General features: G+C 72.3%; 17 protein-coding genes. 12 read left to right on the forward strand and 5 right to left on the reverse strand.

Annotated elements, in window-relative coordinates:
- The first annotated feature begins 55 nt into the window (after window positions 1-55).
- Window positions 56-640 carry a PDZ domain-containing protein gene (locus ABZ880_RS13570; protein ID WP_361260998.1) on the forward strand — a complete coding sequence of 195 codons (585 nt, stop codon included), beginning with the start codon at window positions 56-58 and terminating at the stop codon, window positions 638-640.
- Here ABZ880_RS13570 and ABZ880_RS13575 read toward each other — a convergent pair.
- Complete coding sequence (locus ABZ880_RS13575; RefSeq protein ID WP_361261000.1) at window positions 633-1,388, reverse strand: metallophosphoesterase; 756 nt, start codon at window positions 1,386-1,388, stop codon at window positions 633-635. The two genes, ABZ880_RS13570 and ABZ880_RS13575, sit on opposite strands and share 8 nt — an antisense overlap.
- Before the next feature lie 137 nt (window positions 1,389-1,525).
- Between ABZ880_RS13575 and ABZ880_RS13580 the strand changes: the two genes are divergently transcribed.
- The 3 genes from ABZ880_RS13580 (at window position 1,526) to ABZ880_RS13590 (ending at window position 4,381) form a co-directional block, all read left to right on the forward strand.
- Entirely contained in the window at window positions 1,526-2,143 is a 618-nt protein-coding gene (locus ABZ880_RS13580) for a LysE family translocator (protein WP_361261002.1), read from the forward strand.
- Between the two features lie 117 nt (window positions 2,144-2,260).
- A complete protein-coding gene (locus ABZ880_RS13585) occupies window positions 2,261-3,388 on the forward strand; it encodes an aminopeptidase P family protein (RefSeq protein ID WP_361261004.1) in 1,128 nt (375 codons plus the stop codon).
- A gap of 48 nt (window positions 3,389-3,436) precedes the next feature.
- A complete protein-coding gene (locus ABZ880_RS13590) occupies window positions 3,437-4,381 on the forward strand; it encodes an aminoglycoside phosphotransferase family protein (protein ID WP_361261006.1) in 945 nt (314 codons plus the stop codon).
- Between the two features lie 6 nt (window positions 4,382-4,387).
- Here the strand turns inward: ABZ880_RS13590 and treZ are convergent, their stop codons facing one another.
- Window positions 4,388-6,133, reverse strand: coding sequence for a malto-oligosyltrehalose trehalohydrolase (gene treZ, locus ABZ880_RS13595; protein ID WP_361261008.1), 1,746 nt, complete (start codon window positions 6,131-6,133; stop codon window positions 4,388-4,390).
- A 173-nt stretch (window positions 6,134-6,306) separates the two neighbouring features.
- Between treZ and ABZ880_RS13600 the strand changes: the two genes are divergently transcribed.
- The 3 genes from ABZ880_RS13600 to ABZ880_RS13610 all read left to right on the forward strand — a co-directional run bounded on the left by ABZ880_RS13600 (window position 6,307) and on the right by ABZ880_RS13610 (window position 8,782).
- On the forward strand, window positions 6,307-6,858 hold the full coding sequence (locus ABZ880_RS13600; protein WP_361261010.1) for an FHA domain-containing protein: 552 nt from the start codon (window positions 6,307-6,309) through the stop codon (window positions 6,856-6,858).
- Between the two features lie 149 nt (window positions 6,859-7,007).
- A complete protein-coding gene (locus ABZ880_RS13605; protein WP_361261012.1) occupies window positions 7,008-8,372 on the forward strand; it encodes a M14 family zinc carboxypeptidase in 1,365 nt (454 codons plus the stop codon).
- Window positions 8,369-8,782: an SSI family serine proteinase inhibitor gene (locus tag ABZ880_RS13610; RefSeq protein WP_361261014.1), complete on the forward strand. Its 414-nt coding sequence runs from the start codon at window positions 8,369-8,371 to the stop codon at window positions 8,780-8,782. The genes ABZ880_RS13605 and ABZ880_RS13610 overlap by 4 nt, the downstream gene beginning before the upstream one ends.
- Window positions 8,783-8,859: 77 nt before the next feature.
- Here the strand turns inward: ABZ880_RS13610 and ABZ880_RS13615 are convergent, their stop codons facing one another.
- On the reverse strand, window positions 8,860-10,110 hold the full coding sequence (locus ABZ880_RS13615; RefSeq protein ID WP_361261016.1) for a M14 family zinc carboxypeptidase: 1,251 nt from the start codon (window positions 10,108-10,110) through the stop codon (window positions 8,860-8,862).
- Between the two features lie 352 nt (window positions 10,111-10,462).
- Window positions 10,463-12,820, reverse strand: coding sequence for a malto-oligosyltrehalose synthase (gene treY, locus ABZ880_RS13620; protein ID WP_361261018.1), 2,358 nt, complete (start codon window positions 12,818-12,820; stop codon window positions 10,463-10,465).
- Window positions 12,821-12,901: 81 nt separating this feature from the next.
- Between treY and ABZ880_RS13625 the strand changes: the two genes are divergently transcribed.
- Window positions 12,902-14,146 (forward strand): MFS transporter, encoded by a 1,245-nt coding sequence (locus ABZ880_RS13625; RefSeq protein ID WP_361261020.1) that lies wholly within the window; start codon window positions 12,902-12,904, stop codon window positions 14,144-14,146.
- Here ABZ880_RS13625 and glgX read toward each other — a convergent pair.
- Window positions 14,121-16,253 carry a glycogen debranching protein GlgX gene (glgX, locus tag ABZ880_RS13630; protein ID WP_361261022.1) on the reverse strand — a complete coding sequence of 711 codons (2,133 nt, stop codon included), beginning with the start codon at window positions 16,251-16,253 and terminating at the stop codon, window positions 14,121-14,123. The genes ABZ880_RS13625 and glgX overlap by 26 nt on opposite strands.
- Window positions 16,254-16,434: 181 nt before the next feature.
- On the opposite strand from glgX, the gene ABZ880_RS13635 reads away from it, so the two are divergent.
- The 4 genes from ABZ880_RS13635 (at window position 16,435) to ABZ880_RS13650 (ending at window position 20,813) form a co-directional block, all read left to right on the forward strand.
- On the forward strand, window positions 16,435-17,250 hold the full coding sequence (locus ABZ880_RS13635; protein WP_361261024.1) for a Tat pathway signal sequence domain protein: 816 nt from the start codon (window positions 16,435-16,437) through the stop codon (window positions 17,248-17,250).
- A 56-nt stretch (window positions 17,251-17,306) separates the two neighbouring features.
- Window positions 17,307-18,626 carry a copper amine oxidase gene (locus tag ABZ880_RS13640; protein WP_361261025.1) on the forward strand — a complete coding sequence of 440 codons (1,320 nt, stop codon included), beginning with the start codon at window positions 17,307-17,309 and terminating at the stop codon, window positions 18,624-18,626.
- 102 nt (window positions 18,627-18,728) lie between these two features.
- Entirely contained in the window at window positions 18,729-19,976 is a 1,248-nt protein-coding gene (locus ABZ880_RS13645) for an SAV2148 family HEPN domain-containing protein (RefSeq protein WP_361261027.1), read from the forward strand.
- 114 nt (window positions 19,977-20,090) lie between these two features.
- Window positions 20,091-20,813, forward strand: a complete 723-nt coding sequence (locus tag ABZ880_RS13650; protein WP_361261029.1) for a 3'-5' exonuclease — start codon at window positions 20,091-20,093, stop codon at window positions 20,811-20,813.
- The last annotated feature ends 80 nt before the right edge of the window (window positions 20,814-20,893 follow it).

Here is a 20,893-nt window from a genome sequence, read left to right on the forward strand (position 1 = left end):
GTTCGTGGCTCGTCATGCGCCGGGGCTCCGGGTAGAGCTTCACCCGGAGGAGATCATGGAACACACTGCGTTGCGCCCCAAGCCGATGCCCGGCCAGGACCCCGGCCGCGGCATCAGACCCGGTGCCCCTGCCCGGCGCCCGCACGCCGCGCGGCGGCGGGCCCGACGGCTGAGGGCCGTGCTGTTCGCCCTGTTCGTCGGCACGGTCCTGGTGCTGTCCGGGGTCGGCATCGGCACCGTGGGTGCCACGGTGATCGGCATGAGCAAGCTCGCCGACCTGCAACGACACGCACAGGTCCCGAGGCCTCCGACGCCCCCGGCCCCGCACACGCCCACCACCTCGCTCGCGACGCCGACCGTGCCGGCGGCATCCCCCGCCGCGACCCTCGGCCTTGAGGCCGTGGACGCGCAGAAGGCGGGAGCCCTGGTCGTCGGTGTCCACGTCCCCGGCCCCGCCTTCGCGGCGGGCCTGGTCCGCGGGGACGTACTCCTCGCGTTCGGCAGAACCCGCATCGACTCGGCCGCCGACCTCGCCCACGCCGTCGCCCACGCCCGCCCCGGCACCGGGATCGTCCTGACTGTCCGTCACCAGAGCGGTGGCTACCAGCAGTTGACGGCGATCCCCGGTGTCGTCACGTAACCACCCGGAAGTGGGTCGTGAGCCGCCCGTCGTCGTCCAGCACATGAAAGGCCAGCCCGACGGGAGCCTCCCGGTCGGCCACCTGCTCGCCCTCCCAGGGCAGCCGCAGCGTCCAGGTCACCCCGGGGCCGACGGCCAGCGGCCGCCCCGCGAACATGCTCGCGGCAGGCGTGTGCGCATGGCCGGTGATAAGCCCCGCGACCTCCGGCCGCCGCTCCAGCAGCGCGGCCAGCCGGCCCGCCTCGCGCAACCGGTGGCGGTCGGGCAGCGGGTGGTGCAGTGCGACCGGCGGATGGTGGAGGGCGAGCAGTACCGGGAGGCTCGCGTCCAGCTCGTCGAGCGTCGCCTCGATCCAGTCGTACGTCTCCTGGTCCAGCGCCCCGTCGTCGCTGCCGGGGATGCCGGAGTCGCACATGAGGACCGCACCGTCGTCGAAGGCGTGCGCGCTGTTGACCGGCCCGTCGCTCGCGGGACGCCCCAGCAGGGCCTTGCGATACGGCGCCCGGCTGTCGTGGTTGCCCGGGCAGGTCAGCACCGGGAACGGCGCCTCGCCCTCGCGCAGCCCCAGGATGCGGGCGGCCTCCTCGTACTCCGCCTCCGTGCCGTGGTCCGCGATGTCGCCGGTCACCAGCAGGGCGTCCACCCGCCCCGGCAACTCCCACAGGCGGTCGCGCACCCGCTCGGCGCGCTCCGTGGTCCGCGCGGTCCCGTCGAGATGCAGATCGCTGATGTGCGCCAGTACGAGCACGGTCGTACGCCTCCCCGAAAATCGACTAACGGTATGGCTTCATCTAAGCATTAGATCTAATGGCTTGGCATCCTTAACCCATTAACGCGCCGGGAAATGACTGGTCCGCTCCCACGGCCTGCGCCACGATGACCCCCATGCTGAGCTCCCTCCTCGCCTTCCTCGGCGCCTGCACGCTCATCGCCGCCTCGCCCGGCCCCAGCACGGTGCTGATCATCAAGCAGTCGCTGCGCAGCAGACGCTCCGGTTTCCTGACCGTGCTCGGCAACGAGACGGGTGTCTTCGTCTGGGGCGTCGTCGCCGCGTTCGGCCTGACCGCGCTGCTGGCCGCCTCCGAGATGGCGTACGACGTGATGCGGATCGTCGGCGCGGTCGTCCTCGTCGGCTTCGGCATCCAGGCGCTGCGGCAGGCGCGACGCGGCCAGGAGGCCGCGGAAGGCTGGGAGGGCGCGGAGAAGAGCGGCTGGGCCGCCTACCGCGGCGGGCTGCTGCTCAACCTCGCCAACCCCAAGGCGGCGATCTTCGCCATGTCCTTCCTGCCGCAGTTCGTGCCCGAGGGCGCCCCGCACCTGCCCGCCATGGTCGGGCTGGCCGCGCTCTGGGCGGTCTACGAGGTCGGCTACTACGGCCTGTACGTGTGGTTCGTGGGCCGGATGCGCGCCGTGCTGTCCCGCGCCGGGGTGCGCCGGCGCCTGGAACAGGTCTCCGGGGGCGTGCTGCTGCTCCTCGGCGTCCGTCTCGCCCTGGAGAGCTGACGGCATGACCGACGCAGCGTCCGAAAGACCCGCAGACCGGTCGCGCCGCCCTCTCCCTGCGGGCAGGATGCTGCCCGTAGTCCCTTGTGGTCCCTTCACCCGCCCCGGGAGGCCCGGATGACCGGCAGCACGCGCGCGCCCTTCACCGCCGACGACTACCGGGCCCGAATGGACCGGGCCGCGCGGGCGGCCGCCGACGCCGGTCTCGCCGGGCTCCTGGTGGCACCGGGGCCGGACCTGGTGTGGCTCACCGGGTACGCGCCCACCGCGGTCACCGAACGGCTCACCCTGCTCGTCCTCGCCCACGGACGGGCCCCCGTCCTGATCGTCCCCACGCTGGAGGCCCCGGACGCCGACCAGACCCCCGGTACGCCCGCCCTGACGCTGCGCGACTGGACCGACGGCAAGGACCCCTACGCCGCCACCACTGCCCTCCTCGCCAGCACCGGCCGCTTCGGCATCAGCGACAACGCCTGGGCGATGCACCTGCTCGGCCTGCAGCGGGCGCTGCCCGACACCGAATACGCCTCCCTCACCGAGGCCCTGCCGATGCTCCGCGCCGTCAAGGACGCGGCGGAACTGGACCTGATGGCGGCCGCGGGAGCGGCCGCGGACGCAGCGTTCGAGGAGATCCGGAAGGTTCCCTTCGCCGGCCGCAAGGAGTCCGACGTCGGCGCCGATCTCGCCGATCTGCTACGGCAGTTCGGGCACTCCCAGGTCGACTTCACCATCGTCGCCTCGGGACCGAACGGCGCCAACCCGCACCACGAGGTCGGCGACCGCGTCATCGAGAACGGCGACATGGTCGTCCTCGACTTCGGCGGCCTCAAGGACGGCTACGGCTCCGACACCTCCCGCACGGTCCACGTGGGAGAGCCCACCGACGAGGAGCGCCGGGTGCACGACCTCGTGCGCGAGGCCCAGGAGGCGGGCTTCCGGGCGGTGCGGCCCGGCGTCGCCTGCCAGGAGGTCGACCGGGCCGCCCGCGCGGTCATCGCCGACGCCGGGTACGGCGAGTACTTCATCCACCGCACCGGGCACGGCATCGGCGTCACCACGCACGAGCCGCCGTACATGATCGAGGGCGAACGGCAGCTCCTCGTCCCCGGCATGTGCTTCTCCGTGGAGCCCGGGATCTATCTGCCCGGCCGGTTCGGCGTGCGCATCGAGGACATCGTCACGGTCACCGAGAACGGCGGCCGCCGTCTCAACAACACCGACCGCGAGATGGTCATAGTGGACTGAGCGAGCACCAGGAGCCCCAGCACACCCCCGAGTGACTACGGCGCGACCATGACCCAGGCACCGACACCCACCGCGGACACCGTCCGCCGGCTGGTCAGTTCCCTGCTCAAGGACGGCGCGGGCACCGCCGCCGGACTGGACGTGCGGCCCGTCGCCGAGGGCGGCGAGCACTCCACCTGGTGGGTCGGCAGCCGCCATGTGCTGCGCCTCGCCCCGGACCGCGAGGCCGCGCTCCGCCAGCGCCGCGAACTGCGCCTGCGCGACCTCGTGCGCCCGCACCTGCCGGTCGCCGTGCCGACCAGTGTCGCGCACGGCGAGTGGGCGCCCGGCCTGACGTACACGCTCGACACCAAGGTGCCCGGCGGCACGGCCGAGGAGCACGACGTGTCCGCCGTCGGCGAGGCCGACCTCGCGGGGCTGCTCACCGGGCTGCGCGAGGTGCCCGTCCGACAGGCCGAGACACTCGGTGTCCCGCGCACCGCGCCGCGCTCCCTGGAGGCGCTGCGCCGGGCCGCCGAGCGCGCCGCCCAAAGGCTCGCCGCGGCCGACGAGTTCGACCCCGCCCGCCTCCACCAGCTGACCCTGCCGGCCGCCGTCCAGCTCGCCGCCCAGCCCGGCACCGCCGTCCTCGTCCACCACGACCTCAGGGGCGAGCACCTCGTCGTCAGCGCCGACGGCCGGGTGCGCGGCGTCCTCGACTGGACCGCCGCGGCCGTCGGTGACCCCGCCGAGGACATCGCCGGCCTCGCGACCGCGGTCGGCTCCCCGGCCGCCGTCCGCGCCGCCACCCTGGCCGGCTACGGCGCCCGCCCCTGCCTGCGCGGCCTCTGGCTCGCCCGCTGCGACACGGTCGTCCGCCTCGCCGAACACCTCGCCGGCCACGCCACCGGCCCCCTGCCCCTGCTCGCCCTCCGGCTCCGCCGCGCCTGGGAGGCGATCCTGCTGGAGAGGGTGACGGAGTTCAGGGAAGACGACCCGGACGACGGCCTCTAGAGCCGTTCACCCCTGCAGCAGCACCACACTCGACTCGCCCGGTACGTGCAGCACCCCGTCCGCGCCGGGTGCCTCCACCGGCTCCCAGGCGGCCAGCACGCGCGCGTGCCGCGGGCCGAGCGGAATCGCCGCCGGTTCCTTCGCGAGGTTGACGGCGACCCGGACGTCCCCGCGGCGGAAGGCCAGCCAGCGCTCCTGCTCGTCGTACGCCACCTTGATGTCGGCGAGGTCCGGGTCGGTGAGGTCGGCCTGCTCGTGGCGCAGGGCGATGAGGCGGCGGTACCAGGCGAGCACGCGCGCGTGCGGCTCGCTCTCCGGCTCCGCCCAGTCGAGGCAGGAGCGCTCACGGGTCGCCGGGTCCTGCGGATCCGGTACGTCCTCCTCGGCCCACCCGTGCGCCGCGAACTCCCGCCGCCTGCCCCGCCGTACGGCCTCGGCGAGCTCCGGATCGGTGTGGTCGGTGAAGAACTGCCAGGGCGTGCCCGCCGCCCACTCCTCGCCCATGAACAGCATCGGCGTGAAGGGTGCGGTGAGCGTGAGGGTGGCCGCGCAGGCGAGCAGGCCCGGGGAGAGGGTCGCCGAAAGGCGGTCGCCCTGCGCGCGGTTGCCCACCTGGTCGTGCGTCTGGCCGTACCCCAGGAGCCGGTGGGCGGCCACCCGCGCACGGTCCAGCGGGCGCCCGTGGTGGCGGCCCCGGAAGCTCGAGTACGTGCCGTCGTGGAAGTAACCGCCGGTGAGCGTCTTGGCGACCGCGGCCATGGGGGCGCGCCCGAAGTCCGCGTAGTAGCCCTGGGACTCACCGGTCAGCGCGGTGTGCAGGGCGTGATGGAAGTCGTCGTTCCACTGCGCGTCCAGCCCGAACCCGCCCTCCGCTCGCGGGGTGATGAGCCGCGGGTCGTTCAGATCGGACTCGGCGATCAGGAACAACGGCCGCTCCAGGTCGGCGGCGAGACCGTCCACCGCCGTCGAGAGCTCCTCCAGGAAGTGGTACGCGCGCGTGTCCGCCAGCGCGTGCACCGCGTCCAGCCGCAGCCCGTCGATCCGGTAGTCCCGCAGCCAGGCCAGAGCACTGTCCAGCAGATACCGCCGGACCTCGTCCGACCCCGGCGCGTCCAGATTGACCGCCGAACCCCACGGCGTGTGATGCGTGTCCGTGAAGTACGGCCCGAACATCGGCAGGTAGTTGCCCGACGGCCCCAGATGGTTGTGTACGACGTCCAGGACCACACCCAGGCCGAGTTCGTGCGCCCGGTCGACGAACCGTTTCAGCCCCTCGGGTCCGCCGTACGGCTCGTGCACGGCCCACAGCGACACGCCCTCGTAGCCCCAGCCGTGCCGCCCCGGGAAGGGGCACAGCGGCATCAACTCGACGTGCGTGACGCCCAGTTCGACAAGATGCCCGAGCCGCTCGGCGGCCGCGTCCAGGGTGCCCTCACGCGTGTACGTGCCCACGTGCAGCTCGTACACCACCGCGCCCGGCAGCGGACGTCCGGCCCACTCGCTGCGCCACTCGTACCGCCCGTGGTCGACGACCGCGCTGAGCCCGTCCGGGCCGTCAGGCTGCCGGCGCGAGCGCGGGTCCGGCAGCACCGGGCCGTCGTCCACCGCGAACCCGTACCGCGAGCCGTCCCGCGCCTCGGCCTCGCCACGCCACCAACCCTCCCGCTCCGGATCGCGCTCCAACGCGCGCGTGGTGCCCTCGCACTGGAGCGTCACACGGCCGGCCTGCGGTGCCCACACCTCGAACTGCACGGACGGTTCCCCTTCGTCTGCTCACCGTGATGTAGCCCGTCCATGGTGCTTCAAACGAGATCAAATGGCTTTTGAATCTTCCCTTTTGCGGCAGGTGTCGTCCGGTACGCGTGCGTGGCGGCCGTTTTCTCGTTTTCTGGACACCCGGGGTTCACTGACCGACAATCACGAACGTGACGTCGTCCTTCGAGTTCAACACGTACCCCGCGCGGCTCTCCGACGCGGAGCGCGACAAGGCGCTGCAGGTGCTGCGTGACGGCGTCGCCATGGGACGGCTGTCGCACGACACGTTCATCCGCCGCATGGAGCTGGCCCTCGCCGCCCGTCGCTCCGACGAACTCGCCGTCCTCACCGCCGACCTGCCCCAGGAGAGCCGCCTCTCGCGCATGGTGTTCGGCACCGTGGAGGCGATCTCCGGCTTCACCGTACGGCTGCGCAGGGCCTGGCAGTCCGAGCGCCTCCCCAAGCTGCTGCTGCCGCACCCGGGCAACGGTCACCCGCTGCGGATCGGTCGCGATCCGGCCAACGGACTGCGCCTCACGCACGAGACCGTCTCCCGCGTGCATGCCGAACTCAGCCGCCAGGGCGGCATGTGGGTGCTGAGGGATCTGGGCTCCACCAACGGCACGACGGTGAACGGCCGGCGCGTGATCGGAGCCGCCGTCGTCCGCGAGGGCGACCAGATCGGCTTCGGGCGCATGTCCTTCCGGCTCGCCGCCGACTGAACCATGACTTAGCTTTGGCCTGAGCATGACACCGCGTTGACCTGCTGGGATGGCCCAAACCCCTTTCTCTTCCATGGTGTTGACGTACTCCGCAAGTCGTGACTGACTGTGCGTACGCCATGTACATCAGGTGAACCGACGGCGCCACATTGTGGAGGTGTGCCCTGCCGCCCCACCTCCGCTACCCGACCGTCGACGAGCTGGGCGGGCGGGCGGCAGCACTCGTCGCCCGGCGACCCCGGGACGCCCGCCTGCGCCGCGTCGGGACCTCGCGCGCGGGCACTCCCATGTGGCTGCTTTCCGTCGGTCGCGGCAGCCGCCAGGCCCTCGTCGTCGCCGGGCCGCACGCCAACGAACCGGTCGGCGGCGGCACGGTGCTGCGGCTGGCCGAACGCGCCCTGGCCGACCCGCGGTTCACCGAGGGCGCCGACGCCACCTGGAACCTGCTGCTGTGCCTCGACCCCGACGGGCTGCGCCGCAACGAGGGCTGGCTGCAGGGCCCGTACACGATGGGCCGGTACTTCCGAAACTTCTTCAGACCGGGCTTCCTGGAGCAGCCCGAGTGGCTGCCCGACGGCGCGGCGGCGGCCGCCCTGCCGGAGACGCGCACCCTGCTCGACCTCCAGGACGAGCTGCGGCCCTTCCTGCAGTGCTCGCTGCACGGCGTCGACGTCGGCGGCGCCTTCGTCGAACTCACCCACGACCTGCCCGGCCTCGCGGGCCGCGTCGCGAACACCGCCGCGCGCCTTGGCATCCCCCGCGAACTCGGCCCCTACGACACCCTGTACTGGCCGAGCCTGGGCCCCGCCGTCTACCGCATCCCGCCGCCCCGGCCCGGCGACCTGGCCGCGGCCATCACCGAGGCCGCCGTCGAGTCGACCTGGTTCCACCCGCACCGGCACGGCACCGTGACGGCGGTCGTCGAGGCGCCCATGTGGGGCGTGGCCGCCGTGGAGGACGGCTCCGCGCCCGCCGACGCGGCCGCCGTGCTGCGGACCGTCAGCCACACGCTGCGCCGCGACGCGCGGCTGCTGGAGGTGCTCCTCGCGCGTCTGCGGCCGCATCTCGCGGGCGCGCCGGAGGCGGCCCGTCTGCTCGCCCCGGTGGACGACTATTTACTGGTCTGCCCCGGCCTCGCCGACACCTGGGACCCCGACATCGCCGACGGGGCGCGCCCGCTCCCGCCGCTCAGCACCGCCCATCTGGCCGCCCTGCGCATCGCCGGACGGCGGCTGGCCCTGCGCACCGCGGGACTGCTGCACCAGCTCGTCACGGCCGCCGGCCGCGACCCGTCCGGTGTGCTGCCGGACCTGGACCGGCTGATCGAGGAGTGGTGCGCCGACTACCGCGAGGGCTGCGGGGCGCGCTGGATACCGGTCGCGCGCCAGGTCGAGTACCAGTCCGGGGTGGTGCTCGCCGCGTTCGAACTCGCCGGGCAGTACGCGCCCGCATGCTCCCGTTCGGGTGAGTCGGGCTGGGGTTCCGAGGCCGCCGTGCCGATGCATCGGGAATGACGATCAGCACCACAGCGAAAGCGGTTCGGGGCGGTCTGCTGGCCGCCTCAGTACTCCTCGCCGCCGCGGCCCAGGCACAGGCGGCGCCCCGGCAGCCCTTCCAGGACAGCAACTACCTCTATCTGACGGTCACCAAGGGCGGCATCCACTCCGACAGCACCCTGCTGCTGTGCGACCCGCCCCTCGGGCACAGGCGAGCGGCCGAGGCGTGCGCGCAGCTGACGGCCGTGGAAGGCGACATCTCCCGCCTCCCGCAGAAGAAGGACGTCTTCTGCCCGATGATCTACGCGCCCGTGGTCGTCCAGGCGCGCGGGGAGTGGGGCGGTCACCGGGTCGAGTACACCCAGACCTTCTCCAGCGGGTGCGTCATGGCCGCGCGCACGGGGTCGGTGTTCGCGCTGGAGGGCTGACGCCGGTACCGCCGACGACTTGCACGCGCGCGTGGGGGCTTCGGCCTCACGCGCGCGTGCTCGTCATGGACCCTCCCTCACGCCGCGCGTTCGCGCGCGTGCAGTGCCGCCGCCACGACCGTCCGGGACTGGTGCTCGACCTGGTGCTCCAGCGGCACCCAGCGGGCACGGAAGCGCGCCGCGAAGGCGTCGCTCCAGGTCGCCACGAGCCGCTCCAGACGCGGCGCCGCAAGGTCGTCGGCCTCCTGGAGGATCCGCAGCAGCATCGCCGCCGCCCGCAGCGGCAGCCGGCGGCCGAACGCGTCCACGCTGCCCACGTACGCCATCGTGTCGTCGGCGGGCGGCGTGTGCATCCAGTCCGCGGCCAGGCCCGGAACCAGCTCCAGCGCCCACTTCGCGGCCCGCAGCAGCGGCCCCTCGACGCCCTCCAGACGCGGCAGCGCCTCGGCGAGGACCCGCTCCACCTCCAGCCCGTCCCGCAGCAGGCGGCGCCCCAGCCGGCGTATCGCCGCGGCCGGCGCGGGATGCGGAGCCGGGTCGTCCACCAGGTCGCTCGCCCACATCGGCACCTCGACCACCGCGGTCAGGCCGCCGTACCGGTGGGTGTGGTACCAGGTGCTGTGCCGTGCGTCGTCCGGCATGCTCGGGTACGCCGCGCCCGCGCCGGGCGAGGGCATCACATGCACCCCGGGCCCGGACGCGGCCCAGCCCGCGGCGTCCGAGGCGCCCGTCTCCACCGGGATGTGCAGCTCGGCCGCGGACTTGGCGAACGGCTCGGCGAGACCCGGTATGTCCTTGGTCAGCTGCACCCAGCTGCCGCCCAGATCGGTGCCGTGCAGGGTCACCTGGAGGTAGGGGCGCAGCTCGTCGATGACCCGGGTCAGGGCGCGCGTCTCGGGCGGCAGCCGGTGCGGTGGCAGCACCGACGGCGACCACTCCGGCTGCTCCTCGGCCGCGGGCCGGAAGAACCCGAGGTGGTAGTCGAAGAGGCTGCGCGGTGCCGGGGTGCGGTGCAGGCTCGCCCCGTCGGGGTCCGCGCACAGCAGGAAGTGCCAGGAGGTGCCGGACCTCAACTCCCGTTCGCACAGCACCCGTTCGGCGAGTGCGAGGAGTGTGGGACCGCCGGTCGGCTCGTTGGCGTGGGCGCCGGCGACGACGAGCACGGCACGCCGGGCACGGCCCACGGACAGCAGGTGCAAGGGTCTGCCCGCCCGGGACACGCCCACTTGTCTCAGCACGCACAGGCCCGCTCGCCGGGCAGCCAACGCCTGCGCGGACGACACGAGTTGGGTCACGGTGGGGTAGCGCAGCTGCGGCAGGAGACTCACCCCCGACACGTCCGCCCGGCTTCGCAATCCGCAGTACCCCACGGCCGCCTGCAACTGTCAAGGTCAGGGCGGGGGAGGCTCCAGGGGGCGCCCAGATGCATTTGCCGCGGGCAGCAAGGGCGATTTGCTGCCGGTCGGGGCGCGGAAGCCGTACGTCCGGGGCGCAGGCGTGCTGTCGACGCCTGCTTCAGGGGTTGAGTCGTCGCTCATCACCATGCGCCGACCGGTCGGCACATACTCCGGGAGCGCACGCGGGTGCGCGCCGGCGCCCGGGACGATTCGGCAGCGCGCGACGAACACGCGTGCCCCCGGGGTGAGTTGGCCGCCGGCCGACCGCGCCGGTGCGAGTTGTCTACGCCCTTGCACCGACCCGCTCCAGCAGCACTACGGGCAGCCGCCCGAAAAGCTCCTCCACGCGCGCGTGCCCCGTGAACTCCCGCTCCGGAGCCAGTACGTCGGACCACCGCCCCGGCGGCAGCTCCAGCCGTGTGTCCCGCCAGCCGCCCGCCTCCGCCAGCCGCAGCGACAGCCGGGTCACGGCCGTGACGACCTCCCCGGAGCGCGCGAACGCCACACAGTGGCCCGCCGCGGGACCCTCGGCGGTCAGCGGGGCGTACGTCGCCGCGTCGCCGAACGCGTCGGGCCGGCGTGCGCGAAGCCGCAGTGCCGCCGCGGTCACCGCGCCCTTGGCGCCGGGATCCTCGGGCGGAAACCGCACCGGCCGCCGGTTGTCCGGGTCCACCAGCGCCAGGTACTCGCCCTCCGTGCCCTGGTAGACGTCCGGCACGCCGGGCATCGTCAGGTGCAGCAGCGCCGTGCCCAGCACGTTGGCGCGGATGTACGGCTCCAGCGCGGCGCGCAGGGCGACTACGTGCTCGCCCGGCGCCCCGCACGGTCCCGTCGCGACGAACGCCGCCACCGCCTCCTCGTAGGCGGGCTCCTGCTCCGTCCAGCTCGTGAACAGCCCCGCCTCCCGCACATGCTTCAACAGGGCCTGCTGCACGCGCTCTTCGTCCGCCGTGCCGAGCCCGAACACGGTCTGCCAGGCCGCCCACGCCATCTGCGCGTCCGGCACGCCCTCCCCGGCGCGCGTCACGTCGGCGAGCACGTCCGCCCAGCGGCCGGGGCACTCGGTGAGCACGGCCAGCGCCGCCCGTACGTCGGCACTGCGCTTGGTGTCGTGCGTCGACGCGACCGTCCCGGTCGCCGGCCAGTCGCGCTGCAGGCGCGCGCAGTAGGCATGGAAGTCCTCCGGGGCCACCGCCGGACTCCCCGGGTTGCCGCCCACCTCGGTCGCCGACAGCAGCGGCACATAGCGGTAGAACGCCGTGTCCTCCACGGACTTGGCGCGCAGCGCTGAGGCGGTCTGCGCGAACCGCGCCCGGAACTCCACGTGTTCGGGCCCGTCACCGTGCCGCCCGAGCACCAGATTCCGTACGACGTCGACCGCGCCCGCCTCCTCCGGCACGACGAAGGCGAGCCGGGCCTCGGCGGCGGCCTCCTCGGTGACGACGGCCGCGGCGTCCCCGGAGGCGTACGGCCGGTAGACCTCCATGCGGACGAGAAGCTCCTGCAGCGCCGTGCGCAGCGCCCAGGGGGCGCGGTCGCGCAGCGCGGGGTCCGGCGCGGTGGCGCACAGCCGGCTCGCCACCCGGGTCAGCCGGTCCACCTCGGCGGCCAGCTCGTGCGTGATCACCTTGTACGCCGCCCGTCGCACCGTCGCCGCCCAGTCGCCGCCGCGGTCGGTCTGCGGGGCCGCGAACCGCCGGTACTGGCCGAGGAGTTCCCCGAACCCTGCCGGGTCCGTGAAGACGCCGTCGACGTGCCGCAGGGCGTCGTAGCCGGTGGTGCCCGCGACCGGCCAGGAGGCCGGCAGCGGCTCCCCGTCCGCGAGGATCTTCTCCACTACCGTCCAGCGGCCGCCGGTCGCCTCGTGCAGCCGCCGCAGATACCCGTCGGGGTCGGCGAGCCCGTCGGGATGGTCGATGCGCAGCCCGTCGACCACGCCCTCGTGCAGCAGCTGAAGCAGCTTCGCGTGCGTGGCCTCGAACACCTCCGGGTCCTCGACCCGCACCCCGATCAGCTCCGAGATGCTGAAGAAACGCCGGTAGTTGAGCTCGGTGCGGGCCAGTCGCCACCACACCGGGCGGTACCACTGCGCGTCCAGGAGCTGCGGCAGCGGCAGCTCCTCGGTGCCCTCGCGGAGCGGGAACACGTGGTCGTAGTAGCGCAGGACGTCACCGTCGACCCGCAGCTCACCGATGACCGAGCCGAGCGGGCCTCCCAGCACCGGCAGCAGCATCTGGCCGCCCTGCGCCTCCCAGTCGATGTCGAACCAGCGCGCGTACGGCGACTTGGGGCCCTCCCGCAGCACCTCCCACAGGGCGCGGTTGTGGCGAGGGGCCATGGCCATGTGGTTCGGCACGATGTCCACGACGAGCCCGAGACCGTGGTCCCGCGCCGTGCCCGCCAGCGCACGCAGCCCCTGCTCGCCGCCCAGTTCCTCGCGCACGCGCGCGTGGTCCACGACGTCGTAGCCGTGCCCCGAGCCCGGCACGGCCTCCAGCACGGGCGACAGGTGCAGGTGCGAGACGCCGAGCGAGGCCAGATACGGCACGGTGGCCGCCGCGGCCGCGAACGGGAACTCGGGCTGCAGCTGCAGCCGGTAGGTGGCCGTGGGCACCGTGGGGTCGGGTCGCTCAGGTGTCATGCAAACCTACGTACCCGCCCTGCCGTCCTTCGTGTCATCGTCCCCTCCACGGGTGCACGCGCGCGTGGCTAGCTTCGAGTGATGGGGAGCACGGGGCGAACGTACAAAGACGTCATCGGTCTGACCGGGCCGCTGCTGCCGGTCGTGTCCTTCCTGGGACGGCTGCCGACGGCCACGATCCAGTTCGGCAGCGTGCTGCTCGTCGCCCGCACCAGCGGGTCGCCGGCCGCCGCGGGACTGACCGGCGGGGCGCTCGCGCTCGGGCAGGTGGCCTGCGGCCCGCTGGTGGGCCGGCTCGCCGACCGGCACGGCCAGCGGACGGTCGTCCTCGCCTTCTCCCTCACCAACGCGCTCGCGATCACCGCGCTGACCTGCGGTGCGCTGGCGCAGCCACCGGCACCGTGGCTGGCCCTGCTCGGTGCGGCGGCGGGCGCGACGGTACCGCTGATCGGCCCCTTGGGCCGCGCTCGGCTGGTGGCGCTGGCCCGCCGAGCCGGAGCCTCCGACACGACGATCGGTACCGCGCTCTCCTTCGAGAGCACCCTCGACGAGATCTCCTTCGTCCTGGGCCCGGCTCTGGTCGGCCTGGCAGCGGTCCTGGCCCATCCCGCGTTCGCCATGGCGGCGGCGGCCGTCCTGGTGGCCGTGTGCGGCACGGGCTTCGCGCTGCATCCGACGGCGGAGGTGGCGCCCCCGCCCCGACCCACACCCGTCTCCACCCCACGCCCCCGCACCCCGCGCTCGGTCCACTCGCTCCGTGCAGCCCTCGCCCTTCAGGGCGCGATGTTCGGGGCATGCCAATCCGGCATCGTCGCGCTCACCGAGCGGCTGGACCACTCCGACCAGGCCGGACTCGTCTACGCCGCGATGGGGGTGATGAGCGCTGTCGCGGGGCTCTCCATGGCGGCCGTGCCCGCGCGAGTCGCTCTCGCCACCCGGTGGCGGTTGGCGACCGCTGCCGCGCTCGTCCTCTCTCTGCCCCTCCTGTGGACGCACAGCATGGTCGGCCTGTACGCGGTCGTGACCGTCCTCGGAGTCGCCTACGCCCCGCATCTGATCACGGTGTTCGGGCTCACCGAGCGGGCGGTGCCGCCCACCCGGCTGGCCGAGGCGATGGCCGTCGCGACGAGCGCGATCGTCGGCGGCCAGGCCCTCGCCGTCGCGGTGACCGGCCGCCTCGCCGAGTCACACGGCCCCGCGGCCGCCTTCGCGGCGGCGAGCCTGGCCGCCGCACTCGCGTGCGCGATCGCGCTGATCGCGCGCCCGAAGCCGTACACCGACCGGACCACCGAACCGACCCCTAGACCGGCCGCTGCAGCACCGTAAGGCTTCGGTCCACCAGTGTCAGCCGGTCCCCGGCCTGCACCTTCGGGCCGGTGTCCGGCGGTACCCCGTTCGTGCGGGCGGTGTCGACCACGACCTGCCACTGGCGGCCGTGGTTGACCGGCACCACGAAGTCCAGCGTCTTGGGCGAGGCGTTGAACATCAGCAGGAACGAGTCGTCGGTGATCCGCTCCCCGCGCTGGCCCGGCTCGGAGATCGCGTTGCCGTTGAGGAACACGGTCAGTGCCGAGGCCGGCGCCGAGTCCCAGTCCCGCTGGGTCATCTCCTTGCCCTCGGGAGTGAACCAGGCGATGTCCGACAATTCGTCATGTGTTCCTTCCACGGGCCGGCCGTGGAAGAAGCGGCGCCTGCGGAAGACCGGGTGGTCCTTGCGCAGCCACACCATCGCGCGCGTGAACTTCAGCAGCTCGCCGACGTCCGAGTCCTCCTCCTCCGCGTCGGGGTCCAGCCACTTCACCCAGGCCAGCTCGTTGTCCTGGCAGTACGCGTTGTTGTTGCCGCGCTGCGTGCGCGCGAACTCGTCGCCGTGGCTGATCATCGGCACGCCCTGGGAGAGCATCAGCGTGGCCACGAAGTTCCGCATCTGGCGCGCCCGCAGCTTCCGCACCTCGGAGTCGTCGGTCTCGCCCTCCGCACCGCAGTTCCACGACCGGTTGTGGCTCTCGCCGTCCCGGTTGTCCTCGCCGTTGGCCTTGTTGTGCTTGTTGTTGTACGAGACCAGGTCGTGCAGGGTGAAGCCGTCGTGGCAGGTCACGAAGTTGATCGAGGCCAGCGGGCGGCGGCCGTCGTCCTGGTAGAGGTCCGAGGAGCCCGTCAGCCGGGAGGCGAACTCCGCGAGCGCCCGCTGCTCGCCGCGCCACATGTCGCGCACCGTGTCGCGGTACTTGCCGTTCCACTCGGTCCACAGCGGCGGGAAGTTGCCCACCTGGTAGCCGCCCTCGCCGACGTCCCACGGCTCGGCGATCAGCTTCACCTGGGAGACCACCGGGTCCTGCTGCACCAGGTCGAAGAACGACGACAGCCGGTCCACCTCGTGGAACTGCCGGGCCAGGGTCGCCGCGAGGTCGAAGCGGAAGCCGTCGACGTGCATCTCGGTGACCCAGTAGCGCAGCGAGTCCATGATCAGCTGCAGGACGTGCGGGGACCGCATGAGCAGGGAGTTCCCGGTGCCCGTGGTGTCCATGTAGTAGCGGGGGTCGTCGGTGAGGCGGTAGTAGGAGGGGTTGTCGATGCCCCGGAAGGACAGCGTGGGGCCCAGGTGGTTGCCCTCGGCCGTGTGGTTGTAGACCACGTCGAGGATGACCTCTATGCCGGCCTCGTGCAGCGCCTTGATCGCCGACTTGAACTCCAGGACCTGCTGGCCGCGGTCGCCCCAGGAGGCGTAGGCGTTGTGCGGGGCGAAGAAGCCGATCGTGTTGTAGCCCCAGTAGTTGTTGAGGCCCATGTCGACCAGCCGGTGGTCGTTGACGAACTGGTGGACCGGCATGAGCTCCAGCGTCGTCACGCCCAGCTCCACCAGATGCTCGATGATCACCGGGTGCGCGAGGGCCGCGTAGGTGCCGCGCAGTTCCTCCGGCAGCCCCGGGTGGCGCATGGTGAGGCCCTTCACATGGGCCTCGTAGATCACCGTCTCGTGGTAGCCGCGCCGCGGGCGGCGGTCGTCGCCCCAGTCGAAGTACGGGTTGACCACGACGGACGTCATCGTGTGCGGCGCCGAGTCCAGGTCGTTGCGCTTGTCGGGGGCGTCGAAGTGGTAGCCGTAGACCTCCTCGCCCCAGCGGATGGAGCCGCTGATCGCGCGCGCGTACGGGTCGAGCAGCAGCTTCGCCGAGTTGCAGCGCTGACCGCGCTCGGGGGCGTACGGGCCGTGCACACGGAAGCCATAGCGCTGTCCCGGCATGATGCCGGGCACGTACGCGTGCCGTACGAAAGCGTCGCTCTCGCGGAGTTCCACCGCCGTCTCCGAGCCGTCGTCGTGCAGCAGACACAGCTCTACTCGGTCCGCGGTCTCGGTGAAGACCGCGAAATTGGTGCCGGCGCCGTCGTACGTGGCACCGAGCGGATACGCCTCGCCAGGCCAGACCTGCATGGATACGACTCTTTCAGGTGGAGCGCGCCCCCGGGGGTGCCTTGGCGTCGAGTGTCCCCGAAAGTGATGGAACCACCTATGACTTACGTCCCTCTTACCGATCGACCAGTGCATACGCAGTATGCCGAACCAGTGGGGCAAACACGTACTCCCGGGGATGAAGGGGGAGTAGGGGGAAGATGTGCGCAAGATAGTGCACCGCCATCTGGGCAAGGTGGTGGCCGGTGCGGCCATAGCGGTGGCCGGAACCGCCGTGATGGTCGGAATCACACTGCCGGGGACGGCGGGAGCCGACGAATCGGGGGGCGCAAAGGCAGGCGCCCAGGCGGCGCAGCAGGCGGGACAGGGGCAGGACGGCGCCGTCAAGCCCGGCGTCGTCGAGCAGGCGCCCGCCGAGGGTGACAAGGGCAAGGGCAACGACCCGCTGACCGACGACGAGACGAAGCGGGCCGAGCAGATCGCCGCGAACCGGCAGCTGCTGAACTCCGCGGAGAACGTGGACGGCAAGCGCGGCCCGCAGCGCCTGACCGTCGATCTCGCGGACCCCGAGAACGACGAGACGGACGACCCGAACGCGCCGCGGCGCGCCGACGTGACGTTCTACGACTACAAGAACGACACCCTCGTCACCAAGACCGTCAACCTCGACACCGGCAAGGTCGAGGAGACCGGCACCCAGCACGGCGTGCAGCCGCCGATGAGCCGTGCCGAGAACGCCGAGGCCGCGAGCCTCCTGATCGCCGACCCGCTCGGCGCGGGCCTGAAGGCGGACTACAAGGACGCCACCGGCAAGGAGCTCACCTCGCCGGACCAGCTGCTGCTCAACGGCGCCGTGTACCGGGCCACGCCGGGCGCACAGCCCGCCGTGCTCGACAAGTGCGGCGAACACCGCTGCGTGCGGCTGTTCCCGAAGGTCGTCAACGGGCCCTGGATCGACGCCAGGTACCTGGTCATCGACCTCAGTGCCCGCAAGGTCGCCGAGCTCCACCGCGGCTGAGCCGCCCTCCGTTCACTTTTCCAACTTGCTCCTCCTGTAAGGGAGTCACTTCGCCCATGCGCGTCAACAGAATCAGCCGTGCCCGCACGCGGGCGGCCGTGGGCCTGTCGGTGGCCGCGCTGGCCGCCGGTGCGACCACCGGTGCGGGGCCGGCCGCCGCCCAGCCGAAGACCGCCGGCGCGGCGGCGGCCGAGTGCAGCACCGCGTACAAGATCGAACAGAAGCTCTCCAGCGGTACCACCTGGCGGATGTGCTGGCGCTACGACAGCAAGGCCGGCCTCGTTCTCGACAACGTCTCCTACCAGCCCAAGGGCGAGAGCGCCCCGATCAAGGTCCTCAACAGCGCCCGGCTCGCCCAGATCGACGTCCCCTACGACGACGGCAGCGTCGAGTACGACGACCTGACGGGCTTCGGCTTCGCCCAGGGGCTGGTGAACCTGGCGCCGGGCGAGTGCCCCGGCGGCACCATCAAGTCCGTCAAGGTCCCGGACGCCATCGACCCGGCGCACCCGAACGTCAACGGCCTGTGCACCACGACCCGTTCGCGCGGCCACGCCTACCGGATGCAGGGCGACACGGCGAACAAGGTCTATCAGGCGCAGGGCAAGGACCTCCTCGTGTACACGGTCAACCAGGTCGGCTGGTACGAGTACATGACCGAGTGGCGCTTCCAGGACGACGGCACGGTCAACATGAACGTCGGCGCCACCGGAAGCCTCTCCTGGGAGGACTACGACGCCGGCGACGGTCGCGGCTGGCCCATCGGCAAGGGCGCCAAGGCCTCCGCCACCAGCCACAGCCACAACGTCTTCTGGCGGCTGGACTTCGGCCTCGACGGCTCCTCCAAGACCAAGGTCGAGCAGTACGACTCGGCGGTCAGCGCGCCCGCTCACGGCCAGGAGGCGCCGACCAACAAGACCACCCGCACCAAGGTCACCAAGGAACTCGCGGGCGACGCCAAGACCTACCGCTGGTGGCGGGTGGTCAGCGCGACCGGCAAGAACAAGGACGACCACGCGCGCTCGTACGAGATCGTGCCCGGGCCCACCACCAGGTACCCGGGACGCAGCTTCACCAAGCACGACGTGTACTTCACCGAGTACAACAAGTGCGAGCAGTTCGCCAGCAACAACCCCGGCAACTGCCCCGCCGGAGCCGGCAAGTCGGTCGACAAGTGGGTGAACGGCCAGACCCTCACGCACCCGATCGTCTGGATGAACGTGGGCTTCCACCACATCGCCCGGGACGAGGACCAGCAGCCCATGCCGGTCCACTGGCAGGGCTTCGCGATAGCCCCGCGGGACGTCACGGCTATGAATCCGCTCACTCCGGACGAGCTCTCCTGGCAGAACGGCCACTGGGAAGCACGTAGTTGAGAAACGACCCGTCCATCCGGCTGCACCGCCGACCGCTCCCGGAGTACCCTTCCTTGATCGTTGACACGGGGAGTGCTCGGGGGAGCGGAAGGCGGTGCGCGGGTGGGGTCGGGAGGGCTGGAGTTGCCCCCTGGTGACGAGGGTCACGAGGGGAACTCCGCAGACGTCCCGCCCGGCACGGTGTCCCTGGCCAGGCCCATGGCGACGAGTTCCATAGGGCCGGAGCTGGACTGGGATGCCGACGCCTGGCGTGAGGTGCGTACGCGCGCGCAGCGAGCCGGCCGGGCCTACATCTGGCTGAACCTGGTCGAACAGCGGCTGCGCGCGGTCGTGGCCGCCGTTCTGCGGCCCATCTACGAACCCGTCCACGGCGACGACTGGGTGGTCGCCGCAGCCGGGCCGGCCGGCCAGGAATGGGTGCAGCGGGCGGTCGCGGTACGCGAAGTGAGCCGCCGCAAGGGCTATTTGCTCGACCCGGCCGACGACAACGTCCTCAGCTTTCTCACGCTCCCGCAGCTGCGCGAGCTGATGGTGCAGCACTGGCCGTGCTTCGAGCCGTACGTCGACGACCGCCGCGACGTCGAACTGGCCCTGGACGAGCTCGAGGTGACCCGCAACGTGGTCTCCCGCAACCGGGCCCTGTCCGAGGCCGTGCTGGGCCAGGCCGAGCGGGCCTCGGCGAAGCTGCTCGACATCCTCGGCGCCGGCGGTGACGTGCCGTCCGCACGCCGGCTGCCCGTCGACGCGGTGGAGGACCTGGTCGGCGACCGCTACGCCGACGTGGTCGCCGTGCATCCCGACCGGGTGCGGCTGCTGCGCCAGTTCCCCGCCGAGGACATCTTCGGCGGCGCCCGCCGCCTCGACGCCGTGGGCATCGGCCTCAACCTGCTCGTGCAGAACTTCTCCGGACGCCGGCTGCTGCGGCTGGCCGAGGCGGGCTGCCGGGTGCGGCTGCTGTTCCTGAACCCGGCCTCCAGCGCGGTCAAGCGGCGCGAGCGCGAACTGGGCATGAAACGCGGCGAGTTGAGCCGCTCCGTCGAGATGAACATCCTGCACATGCGCCGCGTGCGGTCCCGGCTGCGCGACCCGGGCGCCTTCGAGATCCAGGTCTACGACGAGACCCCGCGCTTCACCGCCTACCTCGTCGACGGCGACGGCTCGGACGGCGTCGCCGTCGTGCAGTCCTATCTGCGGCGCTCGCGCGGTATGGAGGCGCCGGTGCTCGTCCTGCGCAACGGGAGCCGGGTGGTCAAGTCGGACGACATGGACCCTGGGGTCGACAGTGGACTCTTCCCCACGTACCGCGAGGAGTTCGAAACGTCTTGGGTGGATTCGCGCCCGGTGTCCTGAACCGTCCCCCGGTGCCGTCCCCGCGGTAAGCGGAACGCGGTCCTCGGATTGTCAGTGGCACATGGGAAGGTGGAGACCACTGGGGGAAAGCACCACCAAGAAGGGGGGCCGCCGATGGGCTGGCACCAGGAGCTGCTGATCGGCTTCGACCTGGAGACGACCGGGACCGATCCGCGCGAGGCGCGCATCGTCACGGGGGCCGTGATCGAGGTCAGGGGCGGGCAGCCCATAGGGCGCCGGGAGTGGCTGGCGGATCCGGGAGTGGAGATCCCGGCGGACGCGGTGGCGGTGCACGGGATCAGCAATGAGCGGGCGGCCGCGGAGGGCCGCCCGGCCGACGAGGTGGCGAACGCCATCGCGGACGTCCTGGTGACGTACTGGAAGACGGGCGTCCCGGTCGTCGCCTACAACGCGGCCTTCGACCTGAGCCTGCTCTCCGCCGAACTGCGCAGGTACGGACTGCCGTCGCTGCGCGAGCGCCTGGGCGGCCTCGACCCCGCCCCGGTCATCGACCCGTACACCATCGACCGCTGGGTCGACCGCTACCGCCGCGGCAAGCGCAACCTCGAAGCGGTCTGCACGGAGTACGGAGTCGCGCTCGAAGCCGCCCATGACGCCTCCGCCGACGCCCTCGCCGCGGCCGGCCTGGCCTGCGCGATAGCGGCCCGCCACCCCAAGATCGCGGCCCTCGGCCCGGCGGAGCTGCACCGCCGTCAGATCGAGTGGTACGCCGAGTGGGCGGCGGACTTCCAGAACTTCCTGCGCGGCAAGGGAGACACGACGGCGGTCATCGACGGCACGTGGCCGCTGCGCGAGCCGGCCGACGAACCGGTCTGAGTCAGGCGCGCGGTCACACCGGGGCGGGGCTCGCGATGCGTTCGACCCGCGGCCGGGCCAGCAGCTCGTAGGCAGGGCCC

Origin of the sequence: Streptomyces sp. NPDC047043 (assembly GCF_040644055.1) — a bacterium.
GTDB lineage: Bacteria > Actinomycetota > Actinomycetes > Streptomycetales > Streptomycetaceae > Streptomyces.

What these genes read in the sequence shown, in the direction of transcription:
- ABZ880_RS13570 (WP_361260998.1), top strand. Translation starts at nt 56, where the DNA reads ATGGAACACACTGCGTTGCGCCCCAAGCCGATGCCCGGCCAGGACCCC.
- ABZ880_RS13580 (WP_361261002.1), top strand. Translation starts at nt 1,526, where the DNA reads ATGCTGAGCTCCCTCCTCGCCTTCCTCGGCGCCTGCACGCTCATCGCC.
- ABZ880_RS13585 (WP_361261004.1), top strand. Translation starts at nt 2,261, where the DNA reads ATGACCGGCAGCACGCGCGCGCCCTTCACCGCCGACGACTACCGGGCC.
- ABZ880_RS13590 (WP_361261006.1), top strand. Translation starts at nt 3,437, where the DNA reads ATGACCCAGGCACCGACACCCACCGCGGACACCGTCCGCCGGCTGGTC.
- ABZ880_RS13610 (WP_361261014.1), top strand. Translation starts at nt 8,369, where the DNA reads ATGACGATCAGCACCACAGCGAAAGCGGTTCGGGGCGGTCTGCTGGCC.
- treY (WP_361261018.1), bottom strand. Translation starts at nt 12,820, where the DNA reads ATGACACCTGAGCGACCCGACCCCACGGTGCCCACGGCCACCTACCGG.
- ABZ880_RS13625 (WP_361261020.1), top strand. Translation starts at nt 12,902, where the DNA reads ATGGGGAGCACGGGGCGAACGTACAAAGACGTCATCGGTCTGACCGGG.
- glgX (WP_361261022.1), bottom strand. Translation starts at nt 16,253, where the DNA reads ATGCAGGTCTGGCCTGGCGAGGCGTATCCGCTCGGTGCCACGTACGAC.
- ABZ880_RS13640 (WP_361261025.1), top strand. Translation starts at nt 17,307, where the DNA reads ATGCGCGTCAACAGAATCAGCCGTGCCCGCACGCGGGCGGCCGTGGGC.
- ABZ880_RS13650 (WP_361261029.1), top strand. Translation starts at nt 20,091, where the DNA reads ATGGGCTGGCACCAGGAGCTGCTGATCGGCTTCGACCTGGAGACGACC.